Source organism: Spirillospora sp. NPDC052269 (genome assembly GCF_040679435.1).
Taxonomy (GTDB): Bacteria; Actinomycetota; Actinomycetes; order Streptosporangiales; family Streptosporangiaceae; genus Spirillospora.
In genome coordinates, this window is sequence record NZ_JBFAUU010000009.1 from 338,043 (window position 1) to 350,693 (window position 12,651).

General features: G+C 71.8%; 11 protein-coding genes. All 11 read right to left on the bottom strand.

Annotated features, from left to right (window positions below; translation table 11 throughout):
* Positions 1-137 precede the first annotated feature (137 nt).
* The 11 genes from AB0L06_RS21785 to AB0L06_RS21835 all read right to left on the bottom strand — a co-directional run bounded on the left by AB0L06_RS21785 (position 138) and on the right by AB0L06_RS21835 (position 12,632).
* Positions 138-1,001, bottom strand: a complete 864-nt coding sequence (locus AB0L06_RS21785; RefSeq protein ID WP_500232874.1) for an L-threonylcarbamoyladenylate synthase — start codon at positions 999-1,001, stop codon at positions 138-140.
* 98 nt (positions 1,002-1,099) lie between these two features.
* On the bottom strand, positions 1,100-1,960 hold the full coding sequence (gene prmC, locus AB0L06_RS21790) for a peptide chain release factor N(5)-glutamine methyltransferase (RefSeq protein ID WP_500232875.1): 861 nt from the start codon (positions 1,958-1,960) through the stop codon (positions 1,100-1,102).
* Positions 1,957-3,030 (bottom strand): peptide chain release factor 1, encoded by a 1,074-nt coding sequence (gene prfA, locus AB0L06_RS21795; protein WP_500232876.1) that lies wholly within the window; start codon positions 3,028-3,030, stop codon positions 1,957-1,959. The genes prmC and prfA overlap by 4 nt, the downstream gene beginning before the upstream one ends.
* Before the next feature lie 89 nt (positions 3,031-3,119).
* Positions 3,120-3,332 carry a 50S ribosomal protein L31 gene (gene rpmE, locus AB0L06_RS21800; protein ID WP_500232877.1) on the bottom strand — a complete coding sequence of 71 codons (213 nt, stop codon included), beginning with the start codon at positions 3,330-3,332 and terminating at the stop codon, positions 3,120-3,122.
* A 299-nt stretch (positions 3,333-3,631) separates the two neighbouring features.
* Entirely contained in the window at positions 3,632-4,279 is a 648-nt protein-coding gene (locus tag AB0L06_RS21805; RefSeq protein ID WP_500232878.1) for a response regulator transcription factor, read from the bottom strand.
* A 48-nt stretch (positions 4,280-4,327) separates the two neighbouring features.
* The gene (locus AB0L06_RS21810) at positions 4,328-5,173 is read right to left on the bottom strand and encodes an endo alpha-1,4 polygalactosaminidase (RefSeq protein WP_500232879.1); all 846 of its coding nucleotides are present in this window, start codon (positions 5,171-5,173) and stop codon (positions 4,328-4,330) included.
* Between the two features lie 73 nt (positions 5,174-5,246).
* The gene (locus AB0L06_RS21815) at positions 5,247-6,608 is read right to left on the bottom strand and encodes a sensor histidine kinase (RefSeq protein WP_500232880.1); all 1,362 of its coding nucleotides are present in this window, start codon (positions 6,606-6,608) and stop codon (positions 5,247-5,249) included.
* A 179-nt stretch (positions 6,609-6,787) separates the two neighbouring features.
* A complete protein-coding gene (gene rho / locus AB0L06_RS21820) occupies positions 6,788-8,821 on the bottom strand; it encodes a transcription termination factor Rho (protein ID WP_500232881.1) in 2,034 nt (677 codons plus the stop codon).
* Positions 8,822-9,250: 429 nt separating this feature from the next.
* Positions 9,251-10,159: a homoserine kinase gene (gene thrB / locus AB0L06_RS21825; RefSeq protein ID WP_500232882.1), complete on the bottom strand. Its 909-nt coding sequence runs from the start codon at positions 10,157-10,159 to the stop codon at positions 9,251-9,253.
* On the bottom strand, positions 10,156-11,223 hold the full coding sequence (gene thrC, locus AB0L06_RS21830; protein ID WP_500232883.1) for a threonine synthase: 1,068 nt from the start codon (positions 11,221-11,223) through the stop codon (positions 10,156-10,158). Before thrC ends, thrB begins: the two co-directional genes overlap by 4 nt.
* Positions 11,224-11,342: 119 nt before the next feature.
* Positions 11,343-12,632 carry a homoserine dehydrogenase gene (locus AB0L06_RS21835; RefSeq protein WP_500232906.1) on the bottom strand — a complete coding sequence of 430 codons (1,290 nt, stop codon included), beginning with the start codon at positions 12,630-12,632 and terminating at the stop codon, positions 11,343-11,345.
* Positions 12,633-12,651 lie beyond the last annotated feature (19 nt).

A 12,651-nucleotide genomic window follows, 5' to 3' on the forward strand; every position in this document is an offset into this window, starting at 1 on the left:
ACGACGACGGGGGCCTCACCGCAGCGGCTGCGGTGAGGCCCCCGTTTCGTTGTTCTCGGGCGCCGGTTCAGGGCTTTTGTGGTGTCTTGCGTTGCTTTGGGGCCGGACGGACGCCCGGAACGGGGCTCAGGCGGCGCTCAGGAGGCCGTGCCCGGCTCGTCCTTGCGAGGTGAAGGCTTTGTGTCTCCCCCTGGGACCTCGCCGCGCTGCGCACCGCTCGCGGCCTCGGGCTCCTCGGCCTTCCGCTGCTCCGCGGACGGCTCGTACGGCTTGGAGGTCTCGGCGGGCGCGTCAAGCGGGGTGTCCGGCTGGACGTCGTCCTCCGGCTTGAGGTCGTCGTCCGGCTTGATGTCGTCCTCGTCGGTGAGCAGGACGCCGACGACCGCGCGGATCTTGTCCTCGGAGATCGCGCCGAGGCGCAGCAGGCGCGGGATCGGGCCGGTCAGGTCCACGATCGTGGACGCGTCGCCCTGTGAGACCTGGCCGCCGTCCAGGTAGACCTCGACCGAGTCGCCGAGCATCTCCTCGGCCTCGTCGGCGTTCCGGGCCGCCGGACGGCCCGACAGGTTCGCGCTCGACACCGCGAGCGGGCCGGTCTCCTTCAGCAGCTCGACGGCCAGGGTGTCCATGGGCATCCGGACGGCGACGGTTCCCTTGGTCTCGCCCAGATCCCACATCAGGTTGGGGTTCGCGCGGCACACGAGGGTCAGCGCGCCCGGCCAGAACTCGTCGATCAGGTCCTGCCCGTAGGTGCCGAGATCGTCGATCAGGGCGGTCGCCGCGCGGACCGAGCCGACCAGCACGGGCGGCGGCATGTTGCGGCCGCGGCCCTTGGCGTTCAGGAGGCCGGTCACCGCCGACGGGGTGAACGCGTCGGCGCCGATCCCGTACACGGTGTCGGTCGGCAGGACGATCAGCTCGCCGCGCCGGACGGCCGACACCGCCTCGGCGATCCCGCGCGTCCGCTCCATCGGATCCGAGCAGTCATAACGTCGGCTCACGGCTGTCCTCGTCGAACTCGGCTTGCTGTGCTGACGTGGGAAAGACTATCGGCGGCCGGGCAGTGCGCGTGCGCGGGTCCGCGACGGCCGCCGGACGGTCAGGACGTGCCGAGGCGGGCGGTGACGAAACGGTCCCGGCCGACGAGGTCCTTGTGGTTGCGGACGTCCCGCCAGCCGTGCTCCTCGGCGAAGATCCAGTAGACGGCGGTGCCCTGCAGATCGCTGTGCTCGACCGCGATGTGGCCGCCGGGACGCAGCAGGCGGCGGGCGGTGCGCTCGACCACGCGGATCGCGTCCAGGCCGTCCTCGCCGCCGCCCCACAGGGCGTCCGCCGGGTCGTGGTCGCGGACGTCGGTCGGGACGTACTCCCACTCGCTCATCGGGATGTACGGCGGGTTCGAGACGACGAGGTCGACCGTGCCGTTCAGCTCGGGCAGGGCGGACGCGAAGTCGCCCAGGTGCAGCTTGACCTGGCCGCGCTCGTCGAGGTCCTCGATGTTGCGGTCGGTGTGGACGTAGGCGGTCGGGTCCTTCTCGACCGCGTGCACGCGGGCGCGGGGGGCCTCCTGCGCGAGCGACAGCGCGATCGCGCCCGAACCGGTGCCGAGGTCGACGACGAGCGGGTCCTGGACGTCCATGTCGCGGAGGGTCTCCAGGGCCCAGCCGACCATGACCTCGGTCTCCGGACGCGGGACGAACACCCCCGGGCCGACCTTCAGCTCCAGATAGCGGAAGAACGCCCGTCCGGTGATGTGCTGCAGCGGTTCGCCGGCCTCGCGGCGCGCCACGTACTCCCAGAACAGCGCGTCGAACGCGCCGTCCGGGACGGTGTGCAGCTCGGCGCGGCTGACGTTGTGCACGGCGGCGGCCAGTTCCTCGGCGTCCGCGCGCGGCGAGGCGACCCCGGCGTCGGCGAGCCGTGCCGTGGCCCTGGCGATCTCGTCGAGCAGCAGGTTCATGACGACTGCTGGGCCTCCGCGAGGCGTCGCTCGGTGTCGGCGTCCACGAGGGCCTGGACGACGTTGTGCAGGTCGCCGTCCAGAACCTGGTCGAGGTTGTACGCCTTGTAGCCCACCCGGTGGTCGGAGATCCGGTTCTCCGGGTAGTTGTAGGTGCGCACCCGCTCGGACCGGTCGACCGTCCGGACCTGCGACTTGCGCTCGGCGGACGCGGCGGCCTCCGCCTCCTCGTGCGCGATCGCCAGCAGCCGGGACCGCAGGATGCGCAGCGCCTGCTCCTTGTTCTGGAGCTGGGACTTCTCGTTCTGGCAGGAGACGACCACGCCGGTCGGCAGGTGCGTGATGCGGACCGCCGAGTCGGTGGTGTTGACCGACTGCCCGCCCGGCCCGGACGACCGGTAGACGTCGATGCGCAGGTCGTTCGCGTCGATCTGGACGTCCACCTCCTCGGCCTCCGGGGTGACCAGCACGCCGACGGCGGAGGTGTGGATGCGGCCCTGCGACTCGGTCGCGGGCACCCGCTGGACGCGGTGGACGCCGCCCTCGAACTTCAGCCGGGTCCAGACGCCCTCGGCGTCGGCGCCGCCGGACTTGTTCTTCACCGCGACCGTGACGTCCTTGTACCCGCCGAGGTCGGACGGGTGGGTGTCGATGATCTCGGTCTTCCAGCCGGTCCGCTCGGCGAAGCGCAGGTACATGCGGAGCAGGTCGCCGGCGAACAGGGCCGACTCCTCGCCGCCCTCGCCCGCCTTGATCTCGAGGATCACGTCCTTGTCGTCGCTGGGGTCGCGGGGCAGCAGCAGGTGCCGCAGCCGCTCCTCCAGCTCGCCGGAGCGCTTCTCCAGCTCCTCGGCCTCCGCGGCGAAGGCCGGGTCCTCGCCCGCGAGCTCACGGGCGGCGGCGAGGTCGTCCTCGGTCGCGCCCAGTTCACGGTAGGTCTCGACGATCGGGCGCAGCTGGGCGTACCGCTTGCCCAGCTTGCGGGCGAGCGCCTGGTCGGCGTGGACCGACGGGTCGGCGAGCCGTCCCTCGATGTCGGTGTATTCGCTGATGAGTTCGTCGAGTTTCACGATGGGTCCCGGCCTGGTAGCAGACTTGAGCGGGCCCGGGGACGGCTCGTCCCCGGGCCCCCTCCTTGGCGCTGTGGTGCAGGCGCGAGCTACTTGGCCTTCTTGCCGAAGCGCTGCTCGAAGCGCGCCACACGGCCGCCGGTGTCCAGGATCTTCTGCTTGCCCGTGTAGAACGGGTGGCAGTTGGAGCAGACGTCGGAGTTGATGACGCCGTTCTTGGCGGTGCTCCGCGTCTCGAAGGTGTTGCCGCACGTGCACGTCACCGTCGTGACGGCATAGTTCGGGTGAATGTCGGGCTTCACTGGTTTTCTCCTCGCTCGGGGCGGTCGCCGGACGTCCCGCGACGTGGGGGCGCGAACCGGTACCGCAGCGCTTGCACACCAAGTGTGCCAGATACCCGAACGTGCCGAGGTCACCGGGCATTCCCGACCCGCCTCAATGATCTTGCTCCGGGCCGTTCTCACGCTCTTGGAACCCGGACGGCGGCAAGCACGTTCCGATCATATGTGGACACCGTGGGTGACAAGGCCGCTTCAGAGGCCCGGAAAACCGGCCGTGCCGGGCCGGGAGGGAAGTGGGCCGGCGTGGCCAGGGCAGGTGATCAGGCGTGACCGAGGTAGGTGAGCACGGCCATAACGCGACGGTGCTCACCGCTCGCGGGCTGGAGGCCGAGCTTGGCGAAGATGCTGGAGATGTGCTTCTCCACCGCCCCCTCGGTGACGACGAGGTCGGCGGCGATGGCGCCGTTGGTGCGTCCCTGCGCCATCAGGCCGAGCACCTCCTGCTCGCGCGGGGTGAGGCTCTTCAGCGGGTCCCCGACCCGGCGGCGGCCGAGCAACTGGCCGATCACCTCGGGGTCGATCACCGTCCCGCCCCCGGCGATCCGGCGCACCGCGTCCACGAACTCCGCGATGTCCGAGACCCGCTCCTTCAGCAGGTAGCCGACGCCCTCCGCGCCGCCGCCGATCAGATCGGTCGCGTACCGCTCCTCCACGTACTGCGACAGCACGAGGATCGGCGTCCCGGGCAGCCGCTCCCGGACGGCCAGCGCCGCCCGCAGGCCCTCGTCGGTGAAGGACGGCGGCATCCGCACGTCCACGACCACCAGGTCCGGACGGTGCTCCTCGACCGCCGGCAGCAGCCCCGTACCGTCCCCGACCTGCGCGACCGTCTCGATACCCTCGTCCGCCAGCAACCGGACGAGCCCCTCGCGCAACAGCACCGAATCCTCGGCGATCACCACCCGCATGCCCCCAGTATCCCGGTTCCCGGGGGCGTCTCCGCGCCACATCGGCCGCTACGCCGGGCAGGTCTGGCGCTTGGCGGTCAGTTCCAGCGGCTTGCGGATCGAGCTGAGGCCCAGTTTCCGCGAGGTCGGGCAGAATTTACTGACCGGCAGCTCGTACTCGGCGTGGAAAACGGCCTTGCCCGCCTTGATGAACGGGATCAGCCGTCCGCACTCGCCGTACTGGGCGCACTGCTCGTTGACCGCGAAGTCCATGGTCCCGACGAGCTGGGGGATCTGGTCGAGATCGTTCTTGAGCCCGATCGCGAGACCCCGCTGGTGGGCCATGGACGCCAGCATCCGGTTGAACGCGAGCTGGTCCCGGGCGGTCAGCTTGAACCCGGTGTCGTTCTTGTAGCCGTCCATCCAGTCGGGCTCGACACCGTCGAAGCCCTTCTTCTTGCACTGGTCGAGCCGCGCGGCCCAGATCGGGCGAAGGACGTTCAGCTGCCGGATGTCCACCCAGCGCTCGCCCGGCCAGTCCGCGACCTTCTTGCCCAGCACGCGCGCCGGGAAGCGCTTGTAGTCCGGACGCCAGTTCTCGGCCGAGCCGATCGCGGTGTAGCAGATCGTCCGTCGTCCGGCCTTCTTCAGCTTGGCGACCGTTGCCGCGGGCGTCTCGAACAGGTCCACGTCATACACCTGGGCGCGGACGGAGGTGTCGACGCGTCCACTGAGCTGCCATTGCCAGGTCGTCCGCGGCTTGGGCCGCCACCAGGACGCCGCGGCGGCCGCCTTCTCCCCGGTCTTCCCCACGGACGCCGTGTCGGCCGCCCGCTTCCCACCCGTCCCACCGCACGCGCCCGCGGCCAGAACGGCCGTCAGGACGAGCGCGAATCCCCGCATCGAACGCGACATGTAAGTCCCCGTCGGCTATGTCGGCATACCTGTCGGCATTGCTCTGATCATGCCAGGACAGGCGTCGCGATGATCACCAATCGCAGGGAAGGTCCGCGCGGATCACGGTCGGGCCCCCGGGCGGGCTGTCCACCGTGAGGATCCCGTCGATCGTCGCGGCCCGGTCGGCCAGCCCGGCGAGACCGCCGCCCGCCTCGGACTTCGCGCCGCCCACGCCGTCGTCGGCGATCTCCACCACCACCCACCCGTCCGCGCGAGCCACCCGGACGGACGCGCTCGTCGCCCTCGAGTACTTCGACACGTTCGTCAGCGCCTCGGCCACCACGAAGTACGCGATGCTCTCCACCGCCGCCGGCGGGCGCTCGGCGAGATCGACCTCCACCTCCACCGGGACGGCGGCGCGGCCGGCGAGGCCCGAGAGCGCCGCGTCCAGGCCCCGGTCGGTGAGGATCGCCGGGTAGATCCCGCGAGCGAGGTTGCGCAGCTCGGCGATCGCCTCCTTCGCGCCCTTGTGCGCCTGCTCGATCAGCACGCGCGCGCCCTCCCGGTCGGTGTCCAGCTTGGCGCGCGCCCGGCCGATGTCCATCGCGACGGCCAGCAGCTGCTGCTGCGCGCCGTCGTGCAGGTCACGCTCGATCCGGCGCCGCTCGGCCTCCACGGCGTCCACGCCGCGCGCCCGGCTCGCCCGGAGCCGCTCGGCGCGCTCCCTCAGCCGGGCGTTCTCCTCCTGCGCCCCGGACCTGCCGAGCAGCGTCCGCGCCCACAGCGCGTGCGCGATCGACATCACCCGGGTGACGTACAGCGCCGGGACGAGCAGGACCAGCCCGACCGCCGTCGTCCACAACCCGCTCAGCGGATCACTGACGTACACCGAGAACGGCCCGATGACGTACTGCATCCCGCCGTCCTGCGCGGCCAGCACCGGGGACAGGACCAGCAGTCCCACCATCCCCCAGACGGACACCCACACCACGAACTCGGCCATCGCGATCGGCAGCAGCACAGCGAGGTAGATCAGGTCCTTCCACGTCGCCGGGTCGGCCACCATCGCCCTGAGCTTGGCCGACATGCCGCGTCCCGGCGCCAGCGGACGGTACGGATCATCGATCCGCAGCCCGAACGTCACCCGCAGCAGCCGCCGCTCCAGCATCGCCCCGGCCCGCCACAGCACCATCATCGCGCCGAGCATCAGCAGTCCCACCCACAGGACCGACAGCCCCAGCGACAGCGTCAACCCGACGGCCAGCGCGAGGAACCAGAACATCCCGAACCCGAACGCCAGCGGCGCCTGCGCCACCGCCAGCCACGTCGTCGGCGTCCGCAGCATCGCCAGCGGACGCCACGGCGCGTCCAGCACGGACCTGTCCCACAGCGTCCGGGCCCCGCCCACCAACGTCCGGGACCTGCCCATCAGCGTCCGGGCATCCTCGCCCACTCGTGCCTCCACATGCTCGTCCAAGCCGTAAACCAGCCTGCCCGACGCGGCCGCTCCCCCACCATGAAGTAGCCACCCGACCCCGTACTGGGGTAAACCCCACCCCGGGCGGCGCGGGCACGTCCCGGAGAAAGGAAACGCCCCGGCCGGAGCGGCCGGGGCGTTCCTCAGGAGTTCACTCAGCGGTCGTCGGACACGGTGGTCTTCTGGACCTGCAGGAGGAACTCGGCGTTCGACTTGGTCTCCTTCATCTTCTCGATGAGGAGCTCCAGCGCCTGCTGGGTGTCGAGGGCGTGCAGGACGCGGCGGAGCTGCCAGACGATGCGCAGCTCCTCCGGCGCCATGAGGATCTCCTCCTTGCGGGTGCCGGACGCGTCGACGTCCACCGCCGGGAAGATCCGCTTGTCGGCCAGAGCCCGGTTGAGCTTGAGCTCCATGTTGCCGGTGCCCTTGAACTCCTCGAAGATGACCTCGTCCATGCGGGATCCGGTCTCCACCAGGGCGGTGGCGAGGATGGTCAGCGAGCCGCCGTTCTCGATGTTGCGGGCCGCGCCGAAGAACCGCTTGGGCGGGTACAGCGCGGTGGAGTCCACACCACCGGACAGGATGCGGCCGGACGCCGGGGCCGCCAGGTTGTAGGCGCGGCCGAGCCGGGTAATCGAGTCGAGCAGCACGACCACGTCGTGGCCCAGCTCCACCAGCCGCTTGGCGCGCTCGATGGCGAGCTCGGCGACGGTGGTGTGGTCCTCGGCGGGACGGTCGAAGGTCGAGTGGATGACCTCGCCCTTCACCGACCGCTGCATGTCGGTGACCTCTTCCGGACGCTCGTCCACCAGGACGACCATCAGGTGGCACTCCGGGTTGTTCTTGGTGATCGCGTTCGCGATCGACTGGAGCACCATGGTCTTGCCGGCCTTCGGCGGCGACACGATCAGACCGCGCTGGCCCTTGCCGATCGGCGACACCAGGTCGATGATCCGCGTGGTCAGCACGCCCGGGTCGGTCTCCAGGCGCAGCCGCTCCTGCGGGTACAGCGGCGTGAGCTTGGAGAACTCGACGCGCTGCCGGGCCTGCTCGGGCTCCATCCCGTTGACGGTGTCGAGCCGGACCAGCGCGTTGAACTTCTCGCGCCGCTCGCCCTCACGGGCCTGCCGCACCGCACCGGTGATCACGTCGCCCTTGCGCAGGCCGTTCTTGCGGACCTGGGCGAGCGAGACGTACACGTCGTTCGGGCCGGGCAGGTAGCCGGTCGTCCGGACGAAGGCGTAGTTGTCGAGGATGTCGAGGATGCCGGCGACCGGGATGAGGACGTCGTCCTCGTTGATCACGGGCTCCTCGTAGCGCTCGCCGCGGCCGCGGCCGCGGTTGCGCTCGCGGAACCGGCGTCCGCGCCGGCCCCGGCCGCTTTCGTCGTCGTCCGCCGGGCCGCCCTGGCTCTGGCCCTGGCCGCCGCGCTGCCGGTTGCCGCCCTGGTCACCCTGGTCGCGGTCCCGATCACGGTCACGGCCGCGGCCGCCGTCACGGCCACCGTCGCGGCCGTCACGGTCGCGCCCGTCGCGGTCACGGCCGTCACGGCGGCTGCGCTGGCGTCCCCCGCCCTCGCCGCGCTCGCCGCGCTCCCGGCCGCCGCCCTGCTGGTCTCCGCCGTGCTCGCCGGACTGCTCGTCCCGCTGGCCGCGGTCGCGGTCACGGCCGCGGCCGCCGTCGCGCTCGGAGCGCTCGCCCCGGTCGCGGTCACGGTCGCGGTCGGAACGCTCGGCGCGCTCCTCGCTCTGCCGGCCCTCGGCCTGCCCGGCGTCGGCCGTCACGGTCGCCTCGGCGTCGCGCTTGGCGGCGGCGGTGCGGGTCCGGCGCGGACGCTCGGCCTTCTCCGTCTTCTCGGCCTTGTCGGCCGCCCGCTCGGACGCCTTGCCCGAGGCCTTGCCGGACGCGGTGCGGTCGCTGGCAGCGGCTCCCTGCTCGCCCCCCGAAGCGCCCTGCCCCGCGCCACCCTGCTTCTCCTGGATGGCGGCGATGAGCTGGCCCTTGCGCATCTGGCTCACGCCCTTGATGCCGAGGTCGGACGCGATCTTCTTCAGATCCGTCAGCACCATGGCCGACAGGCCCGTGCCGGTGGCGCGGCGGCGCCGGGGGGCGGCGCCCTGGCCGGCCTCGTCCGCGGTCGCGGCTGCCGTGCTGGATGCGTCCGTAAGGAGTTCGCTGGATTCGCTCACTAAGGGTCCTTCCCAGGGAGCGGGCGTTGGCCGGCGTTCGGCCAGTCAACCCGGTGGTGCGGCCCGGCGGGGGCGCCGAGTCGGGCTCGCCTCACCGCGGAGGAACCGCGGCGGACGATGCTGGGCAACAGCCAGATGGCGGTCGGCCGGGACGGCTCGCTCACAGGCCTTCCCATGACCGCGGGGATCCGAAGTTCGCTGGAATACCGGACAACGGAGTGTCACGGAGACGGGAAGCCTGGTACGCGGGACCGACTCGACCGACGGGCCGGTCAGGTGACGCGTGGCTGACGAGCACACGGCCCCGAACGGGGCATCTGGTGCGGCATTCAGCCTAACATCACCAGGGCACACTGCTATTCCCCAGAGGTCGATGTCTTCGCATTTTACCTAGCCGGTTCGTCACACCCGGCCGCTCACGGACGCAGGTCAGGTTCGGACTGAGGCGCCTTCGGGGGCGACACGCAAGGGGTGTATGTGCCAGCCATTACCCACTTCAAGCGCGTCTGAATCAATCCGCGACGCCGATGTGAAGGCCAGGACAGTCGGCCCGGCCCCGGACACGACGGCCGGAACCCCTCGATCGCGCAGCCTCCGGATCAGCTCCGCGGACTCCGGCATCGCCGGGGCGCGGTACGCCTGGTGCAGCCGGTCCTCGGTCGCGTCCAGCAGGGTCGCCTCGTCCAGGCCCCGGGTCAGGGCCGTGACCAGCAGCGCGGCGCGCGCGGCGTTCGCGGCGGCGTCGGCGTGCGGGACGGTCTCGGGCAGCAGCCCCCGGGCCAGCTCGGTCGCCAGCCGCGTCTCCGGCACGAACGCGACGACCTCGCGGTCGAGATCGAGCCGGACGGCCCGGTCGCCCCAGGCGACCGTCAGCCCGCCGAGCAGGCAGGGCGCGACGTTGTCGGGGTGGCCCTCGATCCCGGTCGCCAGCCGCAGCGCGGCCGCGTCGTCCATCGCGTCGCCACCCGGGTGCAGGGCCCGCGCGGCCAGGACGCCGGCGATGATCGCCGCCGAGGACGACCCGAGCCCCCGGCTGTGCGGGATGCGGTTCACGCAGCGCAACCGGACGCCCTTGCCGAGCCGGGCGGCCTCGTCCGTGCCCGCGAGCCCGTCGATCGCCTCCAGCGCGGCCCGGACGGTCATGACGATCAGGTGCCGGTCGCCCCGATCGGCGACGTCGGCGCCCTCTCCCTCGACCTCGATGGCGACGCCGTCGCCGCCGAGCTCGACGGTCACCTCGTCGGCGAGCGTCAGCGCGAGCCCGAGCGAGTCGAACCCCGGCCCCAGGTTCGCGCTGGTCGCGGGAACCTCGACCGTCACGGCCCGCAGGCCGGTCATGCGAGGTCCAGGGCGGCGGCGGCCGCCTGGGCGTCGACCTTCACGGTGGTGGGGGCGGGGGCGCCGGCGATGGCCCAGTCAGGATCCTTGAGGCCGTTCCCGGTCACGGTGCAGACCACGCGCGAGCCGGGCTCGACCACGCCCTGCTCGACGGCCTGGAGCAGGCCGGCGACGGACGCGGCGGACGCCGGCTCGACGAACACGCCCTCCTCGGCGGCGAGCATCCGGTAGGCCCGCAGGATCTGGCGGTCGGTGACCGCGTCGATCGCACCGCCCGACTCGTCCCGCGCGGCGACGGCGAGATCCCAGGAGGCGGGGTTGCCGATGCGGATCGCGGTGGCGATGGTCTGCGGGTTCAGCACCGGCTCGCCCTTGACGAACGGGGCCGCGCCGGACGCCTGGAAGCCCAGCATGCGCGGGCGGCGCGAGGCGACGCCGTCGCGGGCGTACTCGGTGTAGCCCATCCAGTAGGCGGAGATGTTGCCGGCGTTGCCGACGGGCAGGCAGTGCACGTCGGGGGCGTCGCCGAGCGCGTCCACGATCTCGAACGCGGCGGTCTTCTGGCCCTGCAGCCGGTACGGGTTCACCGAGTTGACCAGCGCCACCGGGTAGTCGACGGCGAGCTTGCGGGCCAGCTCGAGGCAGTCGTCGAAGTTGCCGTCGACCTGGAGCAGGCGCGCGCCGTGCACCAGGGCCTGCGCCAGCTTGCCCATCGCGATCTTGCCCTGCGGGACGAGGACGGCGCAGGTCATCCCGGCGCGGACGGCGTACGCGGCGGCGGACGCCGAGGTGTTGCCGGTGGACGCGCAGATGACCGCCTTCGCGCCGGCCTCGGCGGCCTTGGAGATCGCGACCGTCATGCCGCGGTCCTTGAACGAGCCGGTCGGGTTCAGGCCCTCGACCTTGAGGTACACCTCGCAGCCCGTCAGCTCGGACACCCGGGTGGCGGGCACGAGCGGCGTGCCGCCCTCGAGCAGCGTGACGACGGGCGTCGCCTCCGTCACCGGCAGCCGGTCACGGTACTCCTCGATGAGGCCACGCCAGGGACGGGTGGTCGCGTTCACAGTCGGTCTCCTTGTTGACCTGCGGTTTTATCTGAATCCTAGGGGACCGGCCGACGCCCTTGTCGTCCGTGACGGCGATTGTGGAAAACTCCGCCGTCTTTACACTTCGTCCGCTGTCCTTAGACTTCGTCCGCTTCCACGCGCATGACGCTGGCCACCTGGCGGACGTCCTCCAGGCCGCGCAGGCGCTCGACGGTGGCGGAAAGCGCCGCATCGGTGGCCCGGTGGGTCACGACGACGAGCTGGGCGTCCTCGCCCGATCCGACCTGCCGAACGGCCTGGATCGACACGTCGTGCTTGGCGAACTCCTCCGCGACGGTCGCGAGCACGCCGGAGCGGTCGGCGACGTCGAGCTGGACGTAGTAGCGCGTGCGCGTCTCGCCCATGGGCAGGACGGGCAGCTCCGCGTAGGTGACCTCTAGCGGACCGGGCGTCCCGCCACGCATGTTGCGCGCGACGGCCACGAGATCGCCCAGAACGGCGCTCGCCGTGGGAGCTCCTCCCGCGCCCGCGCCGTAGAACATCAGCGATCCGGCGGACTCGGCCTCCACGAACACCGCGTTGTACGCCTGGCGCACGCTCGCGAGCGGGTGGGACCGCGGGATCATCGCCGGGTAGACGCGGACGGAGACGCCGCGTCCGTTGCGTCCCTCCGCCGCGGGCACGCGCTCGCAGATGGCGAGCAGCTTGACCACGGAGTTGGTCTCCTTGGCGCCCGCCACGTCCGCGGCGGAGACCTCGGTGATGCCCTCGCGGTGCACGTCGGCGGCCGTGACCGGGGTGTGGAAGGCGAGCTGCGCCAGGATCGCGGCCTTGGCGGCGGCGTCGAAACCCTCCACGTCCGCGGTCGGGTCGGCCTCGGCGTAGCCGAGCGCCTGGGCCTCCTCCAGCGCCTCGTTGAACCCGGCGCCGTGCGTGTCCATCTGGTCGAGGATGTAGTTGGTCGTGCCGTTCACGATGCCCAGGACCCGGTGCACGTGATCGCCGACCAGGGACTCGCGCAGCGGCCGCAGCAGGGGGATCGCCCCCGCCACGGACGCCTCGTAGTACAGGTCGGCGCCGTACTCGCGCGCGGCGGCGAACAGGGTCGCGCCGTCCTCGGCGAGCAGCGCCTTGTTGGCGGTGACGACCGACTTGCCGGTCTTCATCGCCTCCAGCATCAGCGTCCGGGCGGGCTCGATGCCGCCGATCACCTCGATGACGATGTCCACGTCGTCCCGGGTGACCAGGCCCAGCGCGTCGGTGGTGAGCAGCTCGCGCGGCACTCCCTCGCGAACCCGCTCCGGCCGCCGGACGGCGATCCCCGCCAGTTCCAGCGGCACCCCGACACGCGCCGTGAGATCGTCGGCCTGCTCGCGCAGCAGCCGTACGACCTCGGTGCCGACGACGCCGCACCCCAGCAGCGCCACCCGCAGCGGCCCGCCCTGA